This is a genomic window from Microvirga calopogonii, from assembly GCF_003347665.1.
GTDB classification, from domain to species: Bacteria; Pseudomonadota; Alphaproteobacteria; order Rhizobiales; family Beijerinckiaceae; genus Microvirga; species Microvirga calopogonii.
The window spans coordinates 1-21,913 of record NZ_QDGA01000084.1 but is presented as its reverse complement, the minus strand read 5'-3'; the positions used below and the strand labels follow the sequence as shown (position 1 = coordinate 21,913).

Here is a 21,913-nt window from a genome sequence, read left to right as displayed (position 1 = left end):
ACGCCGTCGGGCGGGTCATTCAGGCTGCTAGACCGAAGAGCTGATTAATGAGACGGACTTCGCCTGTCGCCTGACGTTTTCGCTGGACGCAGTGACCGCGGCGGATCATGCGCATGACTTCGAAACCTCCGATGGTGGCGGAGGCTGTCTTCATCGTCTGGAAGCCACGCGTCGGCCGGATCATCCGCTTGAGCGCGCCATGATCCGCCTCGAGGATGTTGTTGAGGTATTTCGAGGTGCGATGTTCGACATCCTGCGGCAGCAGCCCTTCGTCCTGCAGGCGTCGGATGGCCTTCGGATAGGATGCCAGTTTGTCGGTCGTGATCGAGGACGGCGGATAATCGCTCATCGCCTTAAGGGCTTTGCGCAGGAAGCGATAAGCGGCTCCAGTATCACGCCGGCCGGACAGCATGGAGGCAATCAGACGACCGTGCTTGTCGACCGCTCGGAACAAGTACCGCCAGTGCCCACCCACTCGGACATAGGTCTCGTCCACTCGCCACGAACCTGAGCGAGGCCCGTGGTTTGGTCGCATCCGCTTCTCAATCTCCGGGGCATAGCGTTGGACCCAACGAAAGATCGTGCTTGGATTAACGCTGACACCGCGCTCGGACATCATCTCAGCCAGATCGCGATAGCTGATGCCGTACTTGCAGTACCACCGCACGCACAGCAGGATGATCTCGACTGGGAAACGGCGGCGCTTGAACAAAGACAACAGGGCGGCTCCTCGATTGGCCGCTCTGGATTATACTGCCGAGGTTACCGCAACAGTGCCTTACAACAAGCGGGGACGTCGAGCGACAGGCGAAATACGCCTCTTCGGTCTTGCTGCCTGAGCGGCCTGTTTGACGGGGTTCGTTATGCCCTTTCAAGTTACTACAACAGTGCCGTGAAACCTCGGCGATCCGCAACAGCCGCGAACGTGCTGAGGAGGTCGATCTCAAGATCTGGATACTTCATCATCGTGTCCTCCAAAATACTTCAGATACGACCTAATGATCAGGCCAAAGCTGATCGATCGGAAGCGCCGTTTTGTATTTGACCTGCTTCAATGCGAAGCTGGATCTAATGCTAGATACCTCCTCAATTTTCGTTAGCTTATCCAAAACAAAATTCCGCAAAGCGACAGTGTCAGTAACTACAACCCGAAGTAAATAATCAGCATCGCCGGACATTAGGTAGCACTCCATCACCTCAGGCAGACCTATTACTACCTTCTCAAAATTCTCTAAGTTTTTTTCATTCTGACTCTTTAGAGATATTTGAATAAATACACTAATGGTGCTCCCGATGTTTTCTGGATCTAGAAGGGCTACATAACGACTGACAATGCCTTTCTCTTCGAGTTGCTTCACGCGGGCAAGGCATGGAGATGGTGACAACCCAACTCTGCTCGCCAACTCCACATTTGAAATCCTACCCGCCAACTGCAGCTCCGTCAGGATTCGTCGATCGGCTCGGTCAATGGAGTTTCGCAGCATTTTATATCTCCAAAACACGAGGACGAAGCATATCATGCTGACACAATGATTCAAGTTGGTATGTTCAGCAGGACATTCTGGCCAGGCCCTGTTAGCCTCTTGCGTACTAGGAGTATTAGAATGTCTGAAAGTATCAAGCGGGATAGTTTCGACGGTTCGCGCGATATCGACCCGAACGAAACAGCTGATTGGCTGGAATCTTTGGAGGCGATGACGCGGCGCGATGGAGCAGATCGCGTCAAATTTGTTCTGACTTCGCTAGACCGCCGGGCGCGCGAGCTAGGCGTCCTTTCCGACACTCTTCCTTACTCGCCCTATCGCAATACAATCTCGCTCGACAAACAGCCACCTTTCCCTGGCGATCTCGTCATGGAAGAGCGGATCACCTCGATCATCCGCTGGAATGCGCTCGCCATGGTGGTCAGAGCGAACCGGGCTTATGGCGATCTCGGTGGGCACGTCGCCAGCTACGCGTCAGCCGCGGAGATCTTCGAGATTGGCTTTAACCATTTCTTCCGTGGCGGCGGAGAGCAGGGCAAGGGTGACCTCGTCTTCTTCCAGCCGCACTCGGCGCCCGGTGTCTATGCGCGGGCTTTCCTGGAAGGGCGGCTTTCCTCCGAGAACCTCGCCTATTATCGCCAGGAAATCACCGGGCCAGGGTTATGCTCATATCCCCATCCCTGGCTGATGCCGGACTTCTGGCAGTTCCCCACAGGTTCGATGGGCATCGGCCCTATCAGCGCGATCTATCAGGCTCGCTTCATGCGCTATCTCCGTGATCGGGGTGTGCTCGATACTAACGAGCGGCATGTTTGGGGTGTGTTTGGCGATGGCGAGATGGATGAGCCGGAGTCGGTCGCGGCCTTGTCTCTCGCCGCCCGCGAGAATCTCGACAACGTGACCTTCATCATTAACTGCAACCTGCAACGGCTCGACGGCCCGGTGCGAGGTAACGGTCAGATCGTCCAGGAGTTAGAATCCATCTTCAAGGGTGCCGGCTGGAACGTCGTAAAGGTCCTGTGGGGCTCGGAGTGGGATGCGATCTTCGTCCGCGATACCAACCACAGCTTGTTGAAGCGCTTTGCTGAGACGGTCGACGGGCAATACCAAACGCTCGGCGCCAAAGATGGCGCCTACAACATCGCGCATTTCTTCGATGCCGATCCCGAGGTTAAGCAGCTTGTCGCACACATGTCCGATCAGGATATCGATCAACTGAAGCGCGGCGGGCACGATTTCCGAAAGCTCTTTGCCGCTTTCCAGAAGGCGAAAGATAGCAAGGGGCGCCCGACCGTCATCCTAGCCAAGACCAAAAAGGGCTACGGTATGGGCCGCGCTGGCGAGTCGAAGATGACGGCACACCAGGCCAAGAAGCTTGATGTCGACGCGCTCCTGGCGTTCCGCGACAAATTTTCTCTGCCGCTTTCGAACGCCGACGTCGAAAACCTCGAATTCCTCAAGCCCGCCGACGAGTCGGCTGAGATTTCGTACTTGAAATCCAGGCGTGAGGCACTGGGCGGATACCTTCCGGTTCGCAGAACGGCTGCGAAGCCTTACCCGGTGCCGGAGATCGAGAGCTATGCCGAGTTTGCCCTCAGGGCTGGTGGTAAGGAGATGTCGACGACCGTCGCCGCGGTGCGCCTGTTCAGCATGCTCCTCAAAGACAAGGAGTTGGGCCCGCGCATTGTGCCAATCGTTGCCGATGAGGCCAGGACGTTCGGAATGGACAACCTGTTCCGACAGGTCGGTATCTATTCGCCGCTCGGTCAGCTCTACGAGCCCGAAGACGCCGGGACAATGTTGTATTATAAGGAGTCGAAGGACGGCCAACTACTTGAGGAGGGCATCACGGAGGCGGGAGCGATCTCCTCCTGGGTGGCCGCAGCGACCTCGTACAGCGTGCATGGCGAGCCCATGCTGCCTTTTTACATCTATTATTCGATGTTCGGGTTTCAGCGGATTGGTGACCTGATTTGGGCCGCTGCCGACCAGAGGGCGCGCGGATTCCTGATCGGAGCTACAGCTGGTCGGACGACGCTGGGCGGCGAGGGTCTCCAGCACCAGGATGGCAGCAGCCACCTGGTGGCGTCGACCATCCCGACCTGCCGCGCATACGATCCGGCGTATGCCTACGAGATGGCCGTCATCATCGACCATGGCTCCCGGCGGATGATGGAGGAGGGCGCCGACGAGTTCTTCTACGTCACTGCAATGAACGAGGCCTATGCGCAGCCTTCGATTCCTGTTGGTATCGAAGGCGACATCATACGCGGCATGTACAAGCTTTCGGGCCCCTTGGATGCTCCGGCTGCCGTTCGTCTGCTAGGATCAGGTGCGATCCTGCCGGAGGTCGTTGCCGCCGCGGAACTGCTGAAGAGCGACTGGAACGTTGAGGCCGACATCTTCAGCGTTACCAGCTTCAGCGAGCTTGCACGCGAAGCGCGCGAACTGGAGCGCCAGCAGATCTTCCGAGGAGCCGGTTACGGCAAAAGCCACGTCACCAGACTTTTGGAGGGCTCTGCTCCGATTATCGCAGCCACCGACTATGTCCGAGCCTATCCCCAATTGATCGCATCTTATGTTGGTGCGCGGTTCATCACGCTCGGCACGGACGGATTCGGCCGCAGCGATAATCGTAAGGCGCTGCGCAGCTTCTTCGAAGTTGATCGCTATTATGTTGTGTTGGCAGCCCTATCGAGCCTAGCCGCGGAAGGTGCAATTGCCTCAGAATCAGTCGGTCAGGCCGTTTCAAAGTATGACCTGACCGTCAACGAAGCTGCGCCTTGGTCGCGCTGAGTCAGCAAAGTCGATAGAGGAAGGCGCGGCCATGGCTGCCAGAAAAATAATTGAGCTACCGGATATCGGCGATTACAAGGATGTCCCCGTCGTTGAGATCCTGGTTAAGCCAGGAGAGGCTGTGAAGGCCGATCAGCCCATTATTACGCTGGAATCCGACAAGGCGACCCTTGAGGTTCCTGCTCCATCGGCCGGTCGGATTGTGGAATTTCTCGTCGGGCTCGGCTCGAAGGTCTCCACGAGCGATGCGGTAGCAATCCTTGAAATAGACGATGCTGACGCTCCGGCAACGCAGGCGTCCGCCACCGACACTGCACCCACGCTCCCCGCGTCGAAGGCCGAAGCCGAGCGGCAAGCGCCGGTCACTACAGCGCCTAAGGTGGAACCTGCGGCCGCCGCTTCCGCAGCTCCCGTGCCGGCCGGATTGCAGTCGATCCACGCAACGCCGTCAGTTCGCGGCTATGCGCGCGAGCTTGGTGTCGATCTTTCGAAGGTCTCCGCCACAGGCCGGAAGGGACGCATTCTGCGGGAAGACGTCCAGGCGTTCGTCAAGAGCCGCCTGTCTGGGTCGATTTCCGGAAATGCGGAATCCATTTCGGGCGCCCCGCTGCCGCCCATGCCGACGTTCGAATTCTCGAAATTCGGAGAGATTGAGCGCGAGCCGCTGTCCCGCATCCAGCAAATCTCGGGTGCAAACCTGCACCGCAATTGGCTGCATATCCCCCATGTGACCAATTTCGACAATGCGGATGTGACTGAGCTCGAAGCGTTGCGGACGGCGGTCAACAATGAGCGGAGGGATCCGCCGGTGAAGCTCACGATGGTGGCCTTCCTTATCAAGGCGTCAGCGCTTGCCCTGCGGCAGTATCCGCGCTTCAACAGCTCGCTCGACGGGACGAGCTTAGTGATGAAACGCTATGTGCATGTCGGTTTCGCGGTCGACACGCCAAAGGGGCTGATGGTTCCGGTGATCCGCGACTGCGACCGAAAGGGTTTGATCGAAATCGGGAGCGAAATGGCAGCACTTTCCGAAAAGGCCCGCCAAGGCAAGCTGGCCCCTGCCGATATGGAAGGGGGCTGCTTCTCTGTCTCCTCGCTTGGAGGTATCGGTGGCGCTGGGTTTACGCCGATCATTAATGCTCCTGAGGTTGCGATCCTCGGGGCCGCTCGCTCTCAGACGCAGGCAGTTTGGAACGGCACGGCGTTCGAGCCGCGTCTGATCACTCCCATTAGCCTGTCGTGGGATCACCGGGTGGTCGACGGGGTCGCCGCTGCACGCTTCCTCGGCCATGTCGCGGCACTGTTGGGCGACTTCCGTCGCGCCCTGCTTTGAGGTATCTGCGATGGCAACGAAAATTCATGTGCCCGATTTGGGCGACTATAAAGACGTGTTGGTCGCTGAACTCTTGGTTAAGGCGGGTGACACGGTTTCAGTCGATCAGCCCCTGGTCGCTATTGAAAGCGACAAAGCGACCATAGAAATTCCATCGCCTGTGGCTGGGCGTTTGCTGTCCTTGGAGGTGCAGCTCGGCGATCGCATCAGCACATCCTCGTTATTGGCTATTGTTGAGGAGGCCGGTGGAGCGGCAGGACCCGAGCCCAAGGTGTCGCAGCACGAGTCCGCGTGCGCAAAGCCCGCTGGCGGGCTGGTCACCGAGCGATACGACCTCGTGGTGATTGGCGCGGGTCCTGGCGGCTACTCGGCGGCGTTCCGTTCCGCTGACTTGGGATTGCGCGTCCTTCTCGTAGAGAAGCAGAGCGTTCTGGGTGGCGTCTGTCTGAATGTCGGCTGCATCCCTTCCAAGGCGTTACTGCACACCGCTGCCGTTGTCGAGGAAGCAGGTCGCATGGCTTCCCACGGAATCACCTTCGCGGCCCCCAACATTGACCTGGAGAAGCTCAGAGCGTCGAAAGATCACGCCGTGAAGCGGCTGACCGACGGTCTTGGCCAAATGGCGAGGATGCGCAAAGTCGAGGTGCTCACCGGTACGGCCAGCTTTGCAGGACCTGACAGCCTGACGGTCGAGGAGGCTCGGGGCGCGAAGCGGGAAATCGCTTTTGCGAAATGCATCGTGGCCGCCGGATCCTCGCCGATCCACCTACCTTTCCTGCCCAAGGATCCGCGTATCGTGGATTCCACGGGAGCGCTAGAGCTCCCCTTCATCCCCAAGCGGATGTTGGTAATCGGAGGCGGCATCATCGGAATGGAAATGGCGACCGTCTACAGTGCGCTTGGAGCCCGAATCGATGTTGTCGAGCAATTCGACGGATTGCTCGCTGGGGCTGATCGCGACCTAGTGGCAATCTGGCAGAAGCGTAACACTCACCGCTTTGATCGGCTGATGCTTTCGACGCGACTGGAATCTGTGACCGCCACCGAGGGCGGGCTGCTTGCAACGTTCGCAGGAGCCCAACACGAACCGAAGAACTACGATCTTATCCTCCAGGCCGCTGGGCGGCGGCCCAATGCAGAAAGCCTGAACCCGGCTGCAGCCGGCCTCGAATGTGAAGGCGGCTTCATTTGCGTCGACAAACAGATGCGCACATCGAATGAACGTGTCTTCGCAATTGGCGATATCGTCGATCAGCCGATGCTAGCGCACAAGGCGGTACACCAGGGGCATGTCGTGGCGGAAGTAATCGCTGGCAATAAGGCGGGCTTCGATGCTCTTGTTTGCCCGTCGGTGGCCTATCTCGACCCGGAGATCGCCTGGGTTGGAATGACAGAGGATGCAGCCAAGGCCTCAGGGATCACAGTCGAAGTGGGGCGCTTCCCTTGGGCTGCTTCCGGCAGGGCGATCGCGAACGGCGTTGATTACGGCATGACGAAACTCCTGTTCTCGAGGGAGACAGGTCGGATTGTTGGTGGTAGCGTCGTGGGTGCCGGAGCAGGGGACCTGATCGGTGAAGTCTGCCTTGCCATCGAAATGGGTGCTGATGCCCAGGATATCGGTAAGACAATCCATCCCCATCCAACCTTCACGGAAACGATCGGGATGGCTGCTGAGGTGGCGTCTGGCGTCTGTACCGATCTCCCCCCACCTAAGCCGCAAAAGAAGTAAAGAGGCACTGCAAAGTCGCGCTAAAGAGGCACTGTGCCTTCTTATATGGGCCCACATGTCAGTCAAGTGCTGTTCGCTGGTGTCGCTACGACGTCCAAGATTGAGCCCAATGGTGTTTCTGAGAACCGCTCGTCGGCATCACTGTATATCCGGTTGGGCCATAGCCCAGACCATTATCTCATGTGGCGGAGCAGGATCTAAGGTGAGCGCGGCCATTCATTTCTGCGTGATAGTTTCAGCTAAGGGACAACCGCGGTCGCACTCCCGTTCGACGTCTCGCGCTCCCGCTCCAGCGCGCATTGAGGTTCAGGGCTTCACGGCAACATCGGCTGGAAGGGCGCCTGTTTCGACATAGCGCCACAGCAGGGTCAGCAGCTTGCGGGCCAATGCCACGATCTCATTGCGTCTGACCCGGCCGGAGCCGAACCGACACGGCTGAGGAACCAGACCGCCAGCACACTGTCAGGCTGAATGCACAGCTTAAGCCGGGCAAGTTCGATCAGCGCCTCGCGAGCGCGGGCGCTGGCGTCCTTGGTGATGCCCGGCTCGCGCGACCGGCAGTCGCCCGCAAGCGGACTGTGGATCAGACTGGCATAGGCGGCACAAGGCGCCGACACGCATAACATCGGTAGAACACTCCTTGGTGAGGACCGTGGCAATCTCAGGGCCGATACCCCTCTCTGCAGGAGGGGAGCCAAGCTTGGACGAGTCCTCTGCTCGTGCCGCCTCTTCTGTATCGCGCATCATCTCGACCTTTGCCAGGTGCCACAGCACGAGTTCAAGCCAATCGACCTAAAGGGCGACTTCCGCAGAAGGAAGTCGCCGCATCGTACTGCCCGGGATCAAGTCAAAGTCCAGGCGGCGCCTTGCGGAAGCAAGAATGCGCCAACTGCCGATCTCAGAGCATCTCAACCGTAGATTCGTTTAGCTCTGGATGTCCCGGGATTAATGGGCTGTAGTTTGGAAGACTCTCGAAGCGCTGAAGCCACTTCCCAACAGCTGGCATCACCTCAAGGTCAATCCCTCCGATTCTGGCCAGACGGGTGTAAGGATAGACGACTACGTCGGCGACGCTGGGATGTCCTGCAGTAGCGAGCCAATCGCTGTCGCTCAATTCGCTCAGACGGTCATTGAGACAGCCAAGCGCTTGGCCGGCTTGCTGCTCCCAGCCCTTTACCATCTGCGGATCGACGAACCTGTGCGGATGACGAGCACGATGAAGTCGCAACTGTGCCAGCGGGAGCATGAGGGACGATTGTTGAAACGAAATCCATGATAGCACGTCCGCCTGCTCGAAGCGGTCCTCAGACCACCATGTCGTGCCGACCACGGGTAATGCAGGATCGCTCCGGGTTCGGTGATGGTTCGGCCGTCTGCACACTGGGGAACTGGCACCTGCCGGAAGCGGCTGACCGACGCGAAACCTGGCGATCGCTAATCCCCTGGACGATAGAAAAGGTTCTTCGTTCGAGCGGTATCCCAACAAAGCTTGCTAGAAGGCGCACCTTCCAGACGTTGCCCGACCGTTGGGTATCGTAGAGACGCATCTACACTCATGTGCCACCTTGTCGCGAGACGCCCGGAAGGCCGCGCCTCACGACGCTGAAAGCTTGAGCTTCGAAGCGGCTCTGCATTTCCAGAAGCGCGGCTCCAGCTCGAGAAGGCGTTGTGCCATGCACTTCTTACGCGATTCACTGTTGCCTGGGAAAAAGCCCGAAGACTCGTTTCAGGGGATCAGAAGGATAAGGATTTCATGCGCGAGGCAATGACTGCCTCTTCAAGAAATTCGAGGCGATCCTGTCCCCAAAAGATGTCACCCTCAAAGAGGTAGAAGGGCGAGCCAAAAACTCCTCGTTCAATCGCCTCGTCTGAATAGCGCCAGAACTCTTTTTGGATCTCCTGCGACGCTGCCCGTTTAAGCAAATCATCGACATTCTTCAGGCTGCGTTTGCCGATCTCAAGCAAGGCCTCCGCTTGGGAGACATCGACCTCCTCGACCCACACCGCTTTTAAAATATCGTGGCTGACCTGTTCGACATCCTGCCCGTCCTGCTTCGCAGCGATGATAAGACATGAAGCGAGGTCCTCATTCGTCGTCCCATGCTTTGGGGGGACGTTGATCGGCATGCCGAGCTTGCGTTGCCAGCGGCGGAGCTCAGCCAGCCGATAATCCTGGCGTTGTTTTGAACGATCGCCGAGCAGAATTCCGCCTGTCTTCGCATATACATAAGGCATCTTGACCGGAAAGTAATTGATGGCCACATCATGCCGCCTTGCCATCGCCGCGAGCCGCGGACCGCCGAAATAGGCCCAGTCAGACAAAACCCAAAAGTAATAATCGATCTGTTTTGTAGCCATGGTTTTCTCCATGAAGTACCGGCGAATATCTTCGATCGGATAGCGCTCAGGGCGCCGTCCAAAATGATCAGGCTAAGTAGCTGAACGTGAACGGCGTCGCTCAATGCAAGATCTGGGACAGGAAGAGCCTGGTGCGCTCGTGCTGCGGATTCCTGAAGAACTCGTCCGGGGTGTTCATTTCCACGATCTGTCCGTAGTCCATGAAGATCACCCGATTGGCCACCTGGCGGGCGAAGCCCATCTCGTGGGTGACGCAGAGCATGGTCATGCCCTCGTCTGCCAGTCCCACCATGGTGTCGAGCACCTCCTTGACCATCTCGGGATCGAGCGCCGAGGTCGGCTCGTCGAACAGCATGATCTTCGGGCTCATGCACAGAGAGCGGGCGATCGCCACGCGCTGCTGCTGGCCGCCGGAGAGCTGGCCGGGATACTTGTTTGCCTGCTCTGGGATCTTGACCCGCTTCAGGTAATGCATGGCGACCTCTTCCGCCTCCTTCTTGGGCATCTTCTTCACCCAGATTGGAGCCAGCGTGCAGTTTTCGAGAATCGTGAGATGCGGGAAGAGGTTGAAGTGCTGGAACACCATGCCGACATCCTGGCGGATCTCGTCGATCTTCTTTAGGTCGTTGGTGAGCTCCGTGCCGTCGACGATGATGCGGCCCTTCTGGTGCTCCTCCAGCCGGTTGATGCAGCGGATCATCGTGGACTTGCCGGAGCCGGAGGGCCCGCAGATTACGATGCGCTCACCCCGGCGCACATTCAGGTTAATGTCCCGCAACACGTGGAATGCGCCATACCACTTGTGGACGCCAACCATCTCCACCGCCGTTGCCGTCTTCAGCGAGGTCGGCTTGGTCGCTCTGATAGGCCGGTTGCTCTGCAATGCTATCACGGATCCATCCCTACGATGTTGTCGACTTGGCGGTCGTCGTTATTTAGGCAACGGGTTGCCTAGAACAGCATCGTAGTCAATAGAAGTCAACCTGAACTTGAAGACTGGCATCTTCGAGCGATGAGCCGAGGAGGGTATGTTCGCCCTCAGCTTTTCTCTCGCGACACCGCGATAAGTGCGCTGCCGTCGCCGTTCGGTGCCCTAACTTGGTGCGCGATGTGCCCGGGGAATTGCAGGAAATCACCAGAGTTCAGGATCACTGTGCGATCCGCGAATTGCACTTCGATTTGCCCTGAAACGACAAATATTATCTCAGTTCCGCCGTGATCCACGCGGCCATCTGGGCCATAGACTTGTCCAGGAAACAACAGGAAGGCCTCGAGTCCACCGGCAGCTTGGCTTAGAGGCTCGAAATGCGCCTCGTCCGAGTTTTGCCGGACTGCGGGCCGTTCTGCGGCTCTGACAATATGAATCAGCGAATCATCGACTGCTTCCCCGAAGAGGGCAGAAACAGGAACAGAAAATGCCTGGGACAGCTTCAAGGCGGTTGCGATGGAGGGCATCTTCTCGGCGCGTTCGACGCGGGACAGGTATCCTTTATTCAATCCTGTGATGCTTGACAGCTGATCCAACGTCATTTTGCGGGAACGCCTTATCGCAGACATTTGCAGGCCAAACGCCCGCGCGGCGTCGTCCACTGGAGTAAGGGCAAGGTCCTTGATCGATTTTGCTCTTGGCAATTTTTGCTCCAAATCCAAGTCTTCTGCCAATTTCTATCACTAAGTCGCCACTTCGTCGGTGGCTAGGCCCCTGATGCCGGTGGAGCGAAAGAGCTCGGCTGTTCGACTCGTTATTGCAGCAATTCCAAAAGTCTGCTACCCATTTGGGCAACAAGTTGTCCAATGGGCATTCAGGTGCAGGGAATCATGGTGCAAGTTTGGTCCGGGGAGCTTCTGCATATCCACATCGCTCCGTCAGCCTCCTACGAAATGGAGGAACTGACAGAAGCGCGCCTTGTGGCGGGAAAGGGCATCGAGGGCGACCGCTACTTCCTGGGAACGGGAACCTATTCTCCCAAGCCGGATGTCCGCGACATCACGCTGATCGAAGCTGAGGTCCTTGAACAGCTGGCTCTCGGGGAGCCCAAAATACCCGGAATCAAGTTGAACCTGTCGCCGGCAGATCACCGCCGAAACCTTACGACACGTGGTGTTCCGGTGAATCATCTCATCGGAAAGCGTTTCCGGGTCGGCGAAACTATATTGCGCGGTGCAAGGCTCAACTTCCCCTGCAAATATATAGAGGAGTTGCTGGGAATGCCGCGCTTGTTTGAGGGCCTTTTGAATCGTTCCGGATTGAACTGCTCGATCGAGAGTGGGGGCATCATTCGTCCAGGCGATCGAATCCTTCCGCTTGAGGATTGATCGTATGGCCTCGCCCCGTCTAATTATGAAGATGAAGGTCGCCTCGCTCCGATCGGAGCTTGGAGATGTTAGCGTCATCGAGTTTCGTCATCCCAAGCGACCTGAATTGCCGCCTTTCGAAGCCGGGGCTCACGTAGACGTCCACCTACCTACTGGGAAAATCCGCCAATACTCTCTAATGGGAGACCCGGCTGATTTGTCTCGGTACATCGTCGGCGTGAAGCTAGAGGCGAAGGGCCGGGGGGGCTCAGCCTGGCTGCATGACAATTTGCGTGTTGGTGACGAGGTCCCGGTCTCCGCCCCGCGGAATCATTTCAAGCTTAGTCCAGACGGAGCAAAGCACCTGTTGATTGCCGGTGGTATCGGGGTCACTCCGATGATCGCCATGGCCCACGCTCTAAAGGCCCAGGGCAAAGCTTTCACGCTGCATTATTTTTCGCGCAGTCGATCTCTTGCACCTATGGCAAGAGAACTTGAGGCTGAACTCCCCGCCGGCAGTGTTGTTTTCCATTTCGACGACGAGCCCAGCACTTCCGTTGACATGACGGAGCTTCTTAAAGTCGTCGAGGAAGGAACGCACCTGTATTACTGTGGTCCGCCCGGCTTTATGGCGTGGATCAGGGCCGAATCCGCTCATTGGCCTACTCAGAATGTCCATTTCGAAGCTTTTCAGCCCGAGACCGATAGAGACTTTGTCCCTGAGGCATTCTCGGTTCGGTTGCGATCTAGTGGCCGAGAGTTTGAAGTGCCAGCGGATGCATCGGCACTGAGTATCCTTCGCACTGCTGGCGTCTTGCTCTTTTCATCGTGCGAAAACGGCGTCTGCGGGAGCTGTGAATGTGGCATCCTCAGCGGGGAGCCGATTCACCGGGATGCTGTGCTCAGTCCCGAAGCTCGTACCAAGCGATTCATACCTTGTGTCTCAAGGGCGAAGGGCCAGATCGTGCTGGACCTCTGAGCCGCTGCAAACTGCTCATCATACTGGAGAAATGTCATGTCAGGTTCGAAGCAGAGTGATGGGTTAAATGGGCATGTAGGCGGGTTCGCGACCCGAGCTATTCACCATGGTTACGACCCGTCGCGCTTCGAGGGCGCTGTGGCACCCCCGGTCTTCTTCACGTCTACCTATGGGTTTGAGAGCATGGAAGCCATGGATGCTGCTGCGTCCCTCGGCGGCAAACTCTACGCTCGCGAGCACAATCCGACCACCGAAATCCTCGAGGCTCGACTGGCTAACTTGGAAGGCGCGGAAGCCGCTCTGGCACTATCGACGGGTATGGCGGCAGCGGGAACCCTCATGCTTGGGCTTCTGTCGCAGGATGATGAGATCATTGTTCATCGTACCTTGTACTCCAATACGGCTGCCTTAACTCGTGACGGCATACCGCGCTTTGGCATCAAGGTGGTTCCAGTCGACCTGACCAATCCCGCTAGTCTCGACGCTGCGCTTACCGAAAAGACAAAGCTGGTCTATTTCGAAACACCGGTGAATCCGCTATCGGAAATTTTGGACATTGCTGCGATTGCGGCAGGGGCATCTAAGGTGGGTGCAAAAGTCGTGGTGGATAGCACCTTTGCATCCCCCGCCTTGCAGCGTCCGCTAGAGCACGGAGCTCACATCGTGCTGCACTCTCTTACCAAGTATATTAATGGACACGGGGATGTCCTGGGCGGTGTGTTGCTGAGTGATCAGGAGACGATTTCGCATCTGCACAGCCATGGCCTTCGCTATCTGACGGGAGCTACGCTCTCGCCGATGGCTGCAGCGCTCATCCTTCGCGGACTGAAGACATTGCCGCTACGGATGGAGCGTCACAGCCAGTCCGCTCTGACCATTGCCCGCAAGCTCGCCGAACACCGGGCAGTGGCTTGGGTGAACTATCCATTCCTGGAAGGCACCGTCGGGTACCAGATTGCTAAGAAGCAGATGTCCGGCGGATCTGGAATGTTAGCATTCGGGCTCAAGAAAGGATTCGAAGGAGCTCGCCGGGTGCTGGATCGGTTGAAGCTTGCTAATCGCGGTGTGAGCCTCGGTGATGTGGAGACGCTAATCAATCACCCTGCGAGCATTCTACGAGCTCGCCAAACGGTTCGGCCGGAAGCGAAGCCTATCGAGGGCGTCGGAGAGGATCTTATCCGGCTCTCAATCGGCCTCGAGGACGAAGCGGACATTTGGGGCGACCTCGCCCAGGCTCTTGATGCTGCTTGATTAGACGCCTGCGCCGACCAGAAGCAGCGAGCACGATCCAGAGAGCAACAGTTGATGTCCGCAAACTAATCTTCGAATACAAAAAAATGTAAAAGAAAAAACCAAGCCATGATCTCCTTTCAGAGTCGGACGCCTAAAGGCAAACTGCAGACGGGCAACATGTGGCCCAAAGGAGGAAAAATGAACAGGACAATCCGCAAACTCGAAGTCGCCGCCGCTGCGATCATGCTTTCCGCAGTTTCGGTCTCAAGCGCGATCGCCGGGCCTACCATGGACCGGATCAAGTCTCGTGGGGCCATTGTCTGTGGAGTGTCTCAGGGCATTGCAGGGTTCTCCATCCCGGACAGTGCGGGGAAATGGTCGGGAATCGACGTCGACCTCTGCCGAGCGTTGGCGGCAGCAATTTTCGATGATCCAAACAAGGTTCAGTTCTCGCCCTTGTCGGCCAAGGACCGCTTCACCGCCTTACAGTCCGGTGCTGTCGATCTTCTGTCGAGGAACACGAGCTGGACTATGCAGCGCGAAGCATCGCTAGGCATGAATTTCGCCGTTGTGAACTTCTACGACGGAAACAGCTTCATGACGAAGAAATCTCTGAACGTTAAGAGTGCAAAGGATTTGTCTGGAGCTTCCATCTGCGTAACATCCGGAACGACGATGGAACTGAACGTCGCAGATTATTTCCGCGCCAATGGCATGGCGTTCGAGCCAGTTGTTTTCGTCACTATAGATGAAACAGCAAAGGCCTATGAGACAGGTCGCTGTGACGCTCTGATCGCGGATTCGTCTGCAAACTATTCTCGGCGCGCCCAACTACAAAAGCCAGACGACCACATTGTGCTACCCGAGCTGATTTCGAAGGAGCCCCTCGGGCCGGCGGTTCGTCAGGGCGACGATCAATGGCTAAACATTGTGAAGTGGACGCACTTCGCAATGGTCAATGCGGAAGAACTCGGCGTGACCAAAGCGAATGTCGTTGAAATGCGCTCATCGACTAATCCGGAGATTCGGCGCCTTCTAGGAGCGGAAGGGAACTTGGGTGAGGGTCTTGGTCTCACGAAGGATTGGGCTGATAAGATCCTGCGCCATGTCGGGAACTATGGCGAAGTCTATGATCAAAACGTTGGCAAAGATTCGCCATTAAAGATCGAGCGTGTGGCAAATGCGCTTTGGAAAAAGGGCGGACTGCAATACGCGCCTCCGATCAGGTAATTGCTGATGGCCTCTTCCCGCCTTCCCGGCGGATGACCCCTGGTCGGTCGGACTTATGTGTTCGGCCGACTAGTTCCCTGGCAATCCGGAAGATCCGAACATGCATCGTGTTGCACCACGCGAGGGGCGAAACGCGCCCCGGACTGCACTTATCAACGATCCAAAAGTCCGTCGCTTTCTCTTGCAAGCCCTTCTGGCTGCGCTGCTGGCGTTCGCAGCGTATAGTGCAGTACAGAACGCGGCGACCAACCTTGCCAATCAGCGCATCGCTAGTGGCTTCGGCTTTCTCGATCAGGTGGCAGGCTTTGGGATCTCACAAACCCTCATTCCCTGGGCGGAGACCATGACCTATGGGCGGGCATACGTTGTTGGCTTATTGAACACCCTGTTCGTCTCGGCGGTCTCGATAATTCTGGCAACGATCCTTGGTTTCGCCGTTGGCATAGGCCGACTGGCGCCGAACTTTGTAATCTCGCAACTTGCCAGGTGGTATGTCGAAGTAGTCCGCAATCTGCCGCTGCTTTTCCAGATTCTGTTCTGGTATTTAGCCGTCCTTTCCGCGATGCCGTCGCCACGTTCGGCTCTGTCGATCCTAGGGACGGTCTTCGTTAGCCAGCGGGGAGTTACCTTGCCGCAGCCAGTGATACAGCCTGGCGCTGCTGTTGTGGGTATTGCGGCTCTCGCTTTGATAGCTGCAGGCGCCTTCGCAGTGCGGTGGTCAAAAGCCCGCCGCGACCAGACGGGAACGGGCCTTTCCAAGAAAGCTTCGATCGCCCTTTCGATCGGCGCGCTCCTCATACTCGGCGCGTGCTATGTTTTTGCAGGCGAGCCGGTGCAGCTTGAACCTGCCAAGCAAGGTCGCTTCAACCTAGCCGGGGGTGTTACGATGATGCCCGAATTTGCGGCTTTTGTGATCGCTCTTACTGTCTACAGTGCTGCCAACATTGGTGAAATTGTTCGAGCGGGCATTCAAGGTGTTGGGAAGGGTCAAACGGAGGCCGGTCGGTCTCTTGGACTCAAGCCTGGCACTATCCTGAGGCTAATCACCATCCCCCAAGCCATGCGAATAATTGTACCTATGCTCACCAGCATGTATCTCAATATTGTAAAGAACTCATCGTTGGGTGTTAGCATCGGATATCCAGATCTTGTTTCGGTAGGAGGAACTATCCTCAATAATACAGGTCAAGGTATTGAGGTCATCGGAATGTGGATGGTCACTTATCTGACAATATCCATAATCACGTCCTTGTTTATGAATTGGTACAACGCACGCATCGCGTTGGTGGCGAGGTGAGGCTATGACAACGTCATTCATACAGAGCAATCCTCACCCCTCCATGCCCGCACCTCCGATGGATATCGGCCCTGGTCGTTGGCTGCGTCGAGAGGTCTTCTCAAGCCCTCAGCAGGCGATTGCTACGCTCGTCGGCACGTATGTCGTCTACATGCTCCTGAGCACCATAATCGATTTTGCAATTGTCAGGGCCGTCTGGATCGGAACTGACAAATCTGCATGCACAGGCCTGTCGTATGAGGTGGGCGCATGCTGGCCTTTTATTTGGGCCAAACTCGGTCAGCTGACCTACGGGTTTTATCCCGCCGATGAGCGTTGGCGTGTTAATCTCGTATTTGTATTCGCAGTCGTGTTGCTGATCCCGCTACTGGTGCCACGGGTTCCCTATAAGCTGCACAACGCGGTTGCATTTTTTGGTGTGCTCCCAGTCTTTGCGTTCAGTTTTCTTTATGGCGGCCCGATCATAACGCCTTGGCTGAAGGTTGCGTCTGTCATGCTTCTGGCGGCCTCGGCGGTGATGCTTGCAATCCATCTCATGGTCCTCAATGAGCAAGCACGAGCTAAACAGGCTGTCGGTTACTCAATCTTAGTGATCGCAATCATCACGGGCATTCTCGTCCCCCACTTCACCAATGCGTCAACCGTTCCCGTTGTTGAGACTACTCTCACCTTGGGATGTCTGGCGGCAGCGCTGGAAGCTTTGGTTCAGAGAGGAGCTGCTGCTCGTCATAAGTGGGCGTTGTTCGGCTTGGGCGCCGCCGGCGCCGGTTGGATTCTGGCTGCTGCTGTCAGTAGTGGGGCTATTGACAAGCCTGCCTTACCGGTTGTGCCCACATCGGAATGGGGGGGGCTGTTTGTTACGCTGGTCGTGGCAACAACTGGCATTGTCGCGTCTTTACCGATCGGCATCGTTCTGGCACTGGCCCGACGGTCTGAGGCTTCAATTATTCGGACAACTGCAGTCATATTCATCGAGGTGGTCCGAGGTGTACCGCTTATCACGGTTCTATTCTTTGCAACCTATATGCTGCCGCTGTTCCTGGAAAATTCGCCAGACGCGATGGTGCGCGTTCTCGTAGGCATCTCGCTGTTCTCAGGAGCTTATATGGCTGAGACCATCCGAGGTGGCCTCCAAGCTATACCGAGTGGCCAGCACGAGGCCGCAGCAGCACTAGGGTTAAACTACAGCAAATCGATAGGGCTGATCGTGCTGCCGCAAGCATTACGGTTAGTCATCCCTGGCATCGTCAACTCATTCATTGGGTTGGTGAAGGATACAACACTCGTCTCAATTGTAGCGATCTTCGATCTGCTTGGCGGGCTGCGCGCAGCTTTCGCGGATCCTAATTGGGCAGGACCTTCCGCCCTGTATACAGGCTTTGCGTTCGCAGGGATTATCTATTTCTCGTTCTGTTACTTAATCTCAAGTTACTCGGCGCATCTCGAACAGCGACTGAGGGTTGACCACGGTCGTTGAGCTCGAAACAAATTGAGCTTTCCCTGTGGAGCTAACTGTTTGACAGGTATGCAGATCTAGGCGAGTTCTGCCTACGTTTTCCCTTGAAGGATTGTGCGTGTGAGGTCGTTACCCGGCCCTGTGGCCCCTGTGGCCTCTCTAAGCCACACTGCTGATTCGGCTCGGTTCACGTGGAAGCCTGCCGCCGGTGGTCCTTCGGCCCGAGCGTGTCCGCAGCGCAATGCGGCCGAACCGGGGAGCAATCCGCTTGAGAGGTCATCCAGCCGATCGGCCCAATGATGGACATTGCTTGAGTGCATCTTGGTGCGAAACCTCCGTGTCTATGACAACCCGCAAATCTCGGCTGTTGAACTGGCACCGTTGCAGTAATTTGAAAACGGCATAACGAACCCCGTTGAACAGGCCGCTCAGGCAGCAAGTCCGAAGAGCTGATGATCAGACGGATTTCGCCTGTCGCTCCACATCCCCGCTTGTTGTAATGACCGCGGATCATGCGCATGATGTCAAAACCCGTCAGGGTCGCAGCGGCGGTTTTCATCGTCTGGAAGCCGCGCTTGAGCGCGCCATGATCAGCCTCAAGGATTTTATTCAGATATTTCGAGGTGCGGTGTGCCACATCGTTCGGCAGCAGCCCTTCGTTCTGCTGGCGCAGGAGTGTCCTTGGATACGAGGCCAGTTTATCCCTCGTGATCGAGGATAGTGGATAGGTGCTCATGGCCTTGATGGCCTTACGCAGGAACCGATAAGCGGCGTTGGTGTTCCGACGATCGGACAGCACGAAGGCGATCAATCGACCGTGCTTATCGACCGCGCGAAACAGGTACTTCCAGCGTCCGCCAACCCGCACATAGGTCTCGTCCACTCTCCAGGAGCCTGAGCGGGGCCCTTGGTAGAGCCGAATTCGCTTCTCGATCTCCGTCGCATAGCGCTGAACCCAACGGAAGATCGTAGATGGATCAACGGCGACACCGCGCTCGGACATCATCTCGGCGAGATCGCGATAGCTGATCCCATACTTGCAGTACCAGCGCACGCACAGCATGATGATCTCAACCGGGAAGCGATGGCGCTTGAACAGAGACAGCAAGACGGCTCCTCAGGTAGTCGCCCTTTTCCAACCCCGCCAAGGTTAATGCAACGGAGCCAGAATTCTCGCGTTGCGGCCAATGCCGACGCTCACCTTTGTCCCAGTTGGTAAGGCACAATATTTCGCAAGTCGGGGTCTATAGTGACTCTCCGATCAAAGGGAGGCATCGCCCGCTGATGGCAGTCGGCCCGGTCGCATAGACGACAACTGACGCCAATTTTTACAACGGGAGAGGGCTTTCGAGTGTCAATGATGTCTGAGTAGACGAACTCATCTGCATACGCCAGCTCGCAACCGAATCCGATTGCGTATCGGAGACGCGCCGAATCGAAGCGTCCTCCACCCTTTGTGACAGCATGGGCGATCGACAGATACTGATCACCATCAGGCATCTCGGCAACCTGGACGAGAAAGCGTTCGGGCGTTTCAAAAGCCTCATGGATATTCCAAATGGGACACGCGCCCCCATAGCGCGCGAATTGAAGTCGCGTAGCGCTATGGCGCTTTGTGATGTTGCCTGCGCGATCGACACGCAGAAAGTACATCGGGACTCCCTCATTGCCGGGGCGCTGAAGGGTCGAGAGGCGATGGCAGACCTGCTCAATGCTGACCCCGAACTGCGCCGCGAGTCGCTCGACGTCATGCCGCATTCTGCGGGCTTCTTCCGCAAACTGCCGGTAAGGCATGAGCAGGGCGCCCGCAAAGTAGTTCGCCAAGGTAGCCACACAGACAGCACCCGCATCGCTTCCGCCGAAGGAGGCAGCGTCAACGATGACATTGATCTCGTCGGAAAATGAGAGTGTCGCCAAGTGACGCGCGACAGCAAAAGCCAGCGTCGGCGACGGGAGAGTGTCGTTCAGCAAGAGTGTGCCGCGAGACCGATCTAACGTGCTGACAAAAGGGCGACCGTCCGCGGGGAAATGCCGGGATACCAATATGCCGTAGTTTGCTTCCAGGTAATGCGCCAGGCGACTAAGCGCATCCCCTGAGCTATTGGCAATTCGTGCAGCCAACGCTTCCGCAGAACGGTCGAGGGAGTCGACATAGTTCCCGATGAAATGGAAGAAATCTCGAACCTCCTCGAAAGCTGATTGGTGGCTACCAGCATTTCCCTCACTCGCTCGAAGCGCGTCGTCCAATGAGCGATATTTCTCCTCCGCCCTACGATAGAGCCTGTGAAGATCGATTAGCGCTCGCGCCAGCTTTGGGGCATGAAGAGAGGCATTCTTGAGTTCCTGCAGAGTTATATCGAGGCTGCCGAGCGCAGGGTCGCCTAGCACCTCCCTCAGAGTTGCTGCCAACCGAACACCATCATCGTTCGAGAAAGCTGCAACATCGACACGAAGAACGCGTGCGAGCTCGACTATCACCGTCCCGGAGAGACTACGTTGATTAGCCTCAATCTGGCTCATGTAGCTCGGGGACACACCAATCCTCTTAGCGAGGTCTGACTGGGTGAGACCTTTCACTTCGCGTAGTTCGCGAATGGCACGACCGGCAAAAATTTTTCGCTTCATGTTAAAACGCCAAGTTTGCAACTTCACTACTTCGCACGAAAAAACTTGTTTCGGCAAGATCGATCAGATCAAACGAGATCTTAACAATCGTAAGTTTTCGCTCATCGCTCCGCGATAGGCCAAATTAGAGCAGTAGTGCATGCTGGAAGTTATTGAACGGCTTGAGGAGCGGCGTGCACAGGCGCGCCTGGGCGGTGGCGAAAAGCGCATCGCGGCGCAGCACGGCCGGGGCAAGCTGACCGCCCGCGAGCGCATCGAGCTCCTGCTCGACAGGGGCTCGTTCGAGGAGTTCGACATGTTCGTCGAGCACCGCTCCACCGATTTCGGCATGGAGAAGGTCAAGATCCCCGGCGATGGCGTCGTCACCGGCTGGGGCACGGTCAACGGCCGTACGGTCTTCGTCTTCGCCAAGGACTTCACGGTGTTCGGCGGCTCGCTCTCCGAGGCGCACGCCCAGAAGATCATCAAGATCCAGGACATGGCGCTCAAGATGCGCGCCCCCATCGTCGGCCTGTTCGATGCGGGCGGCGCCCGCATCCAGGAGGGCGTGGCGGCGCTCGGCGGCTACGGCGAGGTGTTCAAGCGCAACGTGATCGCCTCCGGCGTCATCCCGCAGATCTCGGTGATCATGGGCCCGTGCGCGGGCGGCGACGTCTATTCGCCTGCCATGACCGATTTCATCTTCATGGTGCGCGACCGCTCCTACATGTTCGTCACCGGTCCGGACGTGGTGAAGACCGTCACCAACGAGACCGTGACCTCGGAGGAGCTCGGCGGCGCCAAGGTGCACACCACCAAGTCGTCGGTGGCCGACGGCGCCTATGACAACGATGTGGAAGCGCTGCTGCAGGTGCGCCGCCTCATCGACTTCCTGCCCGCCAACAACCAGGACGGCGTGCCGGAGATCCCGAGCTTCGACGATCCGAACCGGGTGGACGACAGCCTCGACACCCTGGTCCCGGACAACCCGAACAAGCCCTACGACATGAAGGAGCTGATCCTGAAGGTCGTGGACGAGGGCGACTTCTTCGAGATCCAGGAGTCTTACGCGAAGAACATCATCACGGGCTTCGGCCGCGTCGAGGGCCGCACGGTCGG

18 protein-coding genes and 1 pseudogene are annotated in these 21,913 nt (G+C 57.2%); 10 read left to right on the top strand and 9 right to left on the bottom strand.

The annotated features are described in order from the left end of the window. Window positions 1–19: 19 nt before the first annotated feature. Both DDF70_RS29020 and DDF70_RS29015 read right to left on the bottom strand, forming a co-directional pair. Complete coding sequence (locus tag DDF70_RS29020; RefSeq protein ID WP_114948182.1) at window positions 20–718, bottom strand: IS6 family transposase; 699 nt, start codon at window positions 716–718, stop codon at window positions 20–22. A 277-nt stretch (window positions 719–995) separates the two neighbouring features. Continuing rightward, complete coding sequence (locus tag DDF70_RS29015; protein ID WP_114948181.1) at window positions 996–1,484, bottom strand: Lrp/AsnC family transcriptional regulator; 489 nt, start codon at window positions 1,482–1,484, stop codon at window positions 996–998. A gap of 120 nt (window positions 1,485–1,604) precedes the next feature. Between DDF70_RS29015 and mdeB the strand changes: the two genes are divergently transcribed. Genes mdeB through lpdA form a run of 3 tightly spaced genes read left to right on the top strand, consistent with a single transcriptional unit; the run spans window position 1,605 to window position 7,342 of the window. Continuing rightward, complete coding sequence (mdeB, locus tag DDF70_RS29010; RefSeq protein WP_114948180.1) at window positions 1,605–4,280, top strand: alpha-ketoglutarate dehydrogenase; 2,676 nt, start codon at window positions 1,605–1,607, stop codon at window positions 4,278–4,280. Window positions 4,281–4,311: 31 nt separating this feature from the next. Then, window positions 4,312–5,613 (top strand): dihydrolipoyllysine-residue acetyltransferase, encoded by a 1,302-nt coding sequence (gene aceF / locus DDF70_RS29005; protein WP_114948179.1) that lies wholly within the window; start codon window positions 4,312–4,314, stop codon window positions 5,611–5,613. A 10-nt stretch (window positions 5,614–5,623) separates the two neighbouring features. Next, a complete protein-coding gene (gene lpdA, locus DDF70_RS29000) occupies window positions 5,624–7,342 on the top strand; it encodes a dihydrolipoyl dehydrogenase (protein WP_114948178.1) in 1,719 nt (572 codons plus the stop codon). Between the two features lie 368 nt (window positions 7,343–7,710). Here lpdA and DDF70_RS37045 read toward each other — a convergent pair whose 3' ends face one another. From DDF70_RS37045 to DDF70_RS28980, 5 genes are all read right to left on the bottom strand, one after another. Further along, entirely contained in the window at window positions 7,711–7,959 is a 249-nt protein-coding gene (locus tag DDF70_RS37045; protein ID WP_162820756.1) for a hypothetical protein, read from the bottom strand. A 281-nt stretch (window positions 7,960–8,240) separates the two neighbouring features. Then, a complete protein-coding gene (locus DDF70_RS28995; protein WP_114948177.1) occupies window positions 8,241–8,672 on the bottom strand; it encodes a glutathione S-transferase family protein in 432 nt (143 codons plus the stop codon). A gap of 404 nt (window positions 8,673–9,076) precedes the next feature. Next, a complete protein-coding gene (locus DDF70_RS28990; RefSeq protein ID WP_114948176.1) occupies window positions 9,077–9,700 on the bottom strand; it encodes a 2-hydroxychromene-2-carboxylate isomerase in 624 nt (207 codons plus the stop codon). A gap of 100 nt (window positions 9,701–9,800) precedes the next feature. Continuing rightward, complete coding sequence (locus DDF70_RS28985; RefSeq protein ID WP_114948184.1) at window positions 9,801–10,517, bottom strand: amino acid ABC transporter ATP-binding protein; 717 nt, start codon at window positions 10,515–10,517, stop codon at window positions 9,801–9,803. Window positions 10,518–10,738: 221 nt separating this feature from the next. Then, window positions 10,739–11,362 carry a helix-turn-helix domain-containing protein gene (locus tag DDF70_RS28980; protein WP_114948175.1) on the bottom strand — a complete coding sequence of 208 codons (624 nt, stop codon included), beginning with the start codon at window positions 11,360–11,362 and terminating at the stop codon, window positions 10,739–10,741. Window positions 11,363–11,494: 132 nt separating this feature from the next. Here DDF70_RS28980 and DDF70_RS28975 point away from each other — a divergent pair, with 132 nt between their 5' ends. The 6 genes from DDF70_RS28975 (at window position 11,495) to DDF70_RS28950 (ending at window position 18,211) form a co-directional block, all read left to right on the top strand. Beyond that, window positions 11,495–12,016: an MOSC domain-containing protein gene (locus DDF70_RS28975; RefSeq protein WP_245435683.1), complete on the top strand. Its 522-nt coding sequence runs from the start codon at window positions 11,495–11,497 to the stop codon at window positions 12,014–12,016. A gap of 4 nt (window positions 12,017–12,020) precedes the next feature. Beyond that, entirely contained in the window at window positions 12,021–12,974 is a 954-nt protein-coding gene (locus tag DDF70_RS28970) for a PDR/VanB family oxidoreductase (RefSeq protein ID WP_114948174.1), read from the top strand. 36 nt (window positions 12,975–13,010) lie between these two features. After that, window positions 13,011–14,225, top strand: coding sequence for a trans-sulfuration enzyme family protein (locus DDF70_RS28965; protein WP_114948173.1), 1,215 nt, complete (start codon window positions 13,011–13,013; stop codon window positions 14,223–14,225). A gap of 180 nt (window positions 14,226–14,405) precedes the next feature. Continuing rightward, window positions 14,406–15,437, top strand: coding sequence for an amino acid ABC transporter substrate-binding protein (locus DDF70_RS28960; protein WP_114948172.1), 1,032 nt, complete (start codon window positions 14,406–14,408; stop codon window positions 15,435–15,437). A 100-nt stretch (window positions 15,438–15,537) separates the two neighbouring features. Further along, complete coding sequence (locus DDF70_RS28955) at window positions 15,538–16,734, top strand: amino acid ABC transporter permease (protein WP_114948171.1); 1,197 nt, start codon at window positions 15,538–15,540, stop codon at window positions 16,732–16,734. A gap of 4 nt (window positions 16,735–16,738) precedes the next feature. Continuing rightward, complete coding sequence (locus DDF70_RS28950; RefSeq protein WP_114948170.1) at window positions 16,739–18,211, top strand: amino acid ABC transporter permease; 1,473 nt, start codon at window positions 16,739–16,741, stop codon at window positions 18,209–18,211. A gap of 433 nt (window positions 18,212–18,644) precedes the next feature. Here DDF70_RS28950 and DDF70_RS28945 read toward each other — a convergent pair. Together DDF70_RS28945 and DDF70_RS28940 are read right to left on the bottom strand one after the other, a co-directional pair. Next, window positions 18,645–19,295, bottom strand: a pseudogene (locus tag DDF70_RS28945) (IS6 family transposase); the annotation flags it as partial. Window positions 19,296–19,387: 92 nt separating this feature from the next. Next, window positions 19,388–20,815: a helix-turn-helix domain-containing protein gene (locus DDF70_RS28940; RefSeq protein ID WP_114948169.1), complete on the bottom strand. Its 1,428-nt coding sequence runs from the start codon at window positions 20,813–20,815 to the stop codon at window positions 19,388–19,390. A 139-nt stretch (window positions 20,816–20,954) separates the two neighbouring features. On the opposite strand from DDF70_RS28940, the gene DDF70_RS28935 reads away from it, so the two are divergent. Continuing rightward, on the top strand, window positions 20,955–21,913 hold a 959-nt coding region (locus DDF70_RS28935), incomplete at its 3' end, for an acyl-CoA carboxylase subunit beta (protein WP_281024401.1).

Bases quoted from the DNA above. Each gene is read 5' to 3' on its own strand.
- DDF70_RS29015 (WP_114948181.1), bottom strand. From the start codon at position 1,484: ATGCTGCGAAACTCCATTGACCGAGCCGATCGACGAATCCTGACGGAG.
- mdeB (WP_114948180.1), top strand. From the start codon at position 1,605: ATGTCTGAAAGTATCAAGCGGGATAGTTTCGACGGTTCGCGCGATATC.
- aceF (WP_114948179.1), top strand. From the start codon at position 4,312: ATGGCTGCCAGAAAAATAATTGAGCTACCGGATATCGGCGATTACAAG.
- lpdA (WP_114948178.1), top strand. From the start codon at position 5,624: ATGGCAACGAAAATTCATGTGCCCGATTTGGGCGACTATAAAGACGTG.
- DDF70_RS28990 (WP_114948176.1), bottom strand. From the start codon at position 9,700: ATGGCTACAAAACAGATCGATTATTACTTTTGGGTTTTGTCTGACTGG.
- DDF70_RS28985 (WP_114948184.1), bottom strand. From the start codon at position 10,517: ATGGTTGGCGTCCACAAGTGGTATGGCGCATTCCACGTGTTGCGGGAC.
- DDF70_RS28975 (WP_245435683.1), top strand. From the start codon at position 11,495: ATGGGCATTCAGGTGCAGGGAATCATGGTGCAAGTTTGGTCCGGGGAG.
- DDF70_RS28970 (WP_114948174.1), top strand. From the start codon at position 12,021: ATGGCCTCGCCCCGTCTAATTATGAAGATGAAGGTCGCCTCGCTCCGA.
- DDF70_RS28965 (WP_114948173.1), top strand. From the start codon at position 13,011: ATGTCAGGTTCGAAGCAGAGTGATGGGTTAAATGGGCATGTAGGCGGG.
- DDF70_RS28960 (WP_114948172.1), top strand. From the start codon at position 14,406: ATGAACAGGACAATCCGCAAACTCGAAGTCGCCGCCGCTGCGATCATG.
- DDF70_RS28955 (WP_114948171.1), top strand. From the start codon at position 15,538: ATGCATCGTGTTGCACCACGCGAGGGGCGAAACGCGCCCCGGACTGCA.
- DDF70_RS28950 (WP_114948170.1), top strand. From the start codon at position 16,739: ATGACAACGTCATTCATACAGAGCAATCCTCACCCCTCCATGCCCGCA.
- DDF70_RS28940 (WP_114948169.1), bottom strand. From the start codon at position 20,815: ATGAAGCGAAAAATTTTTGCCGGTCGTGCCATTCGCGAACTACGCGAA.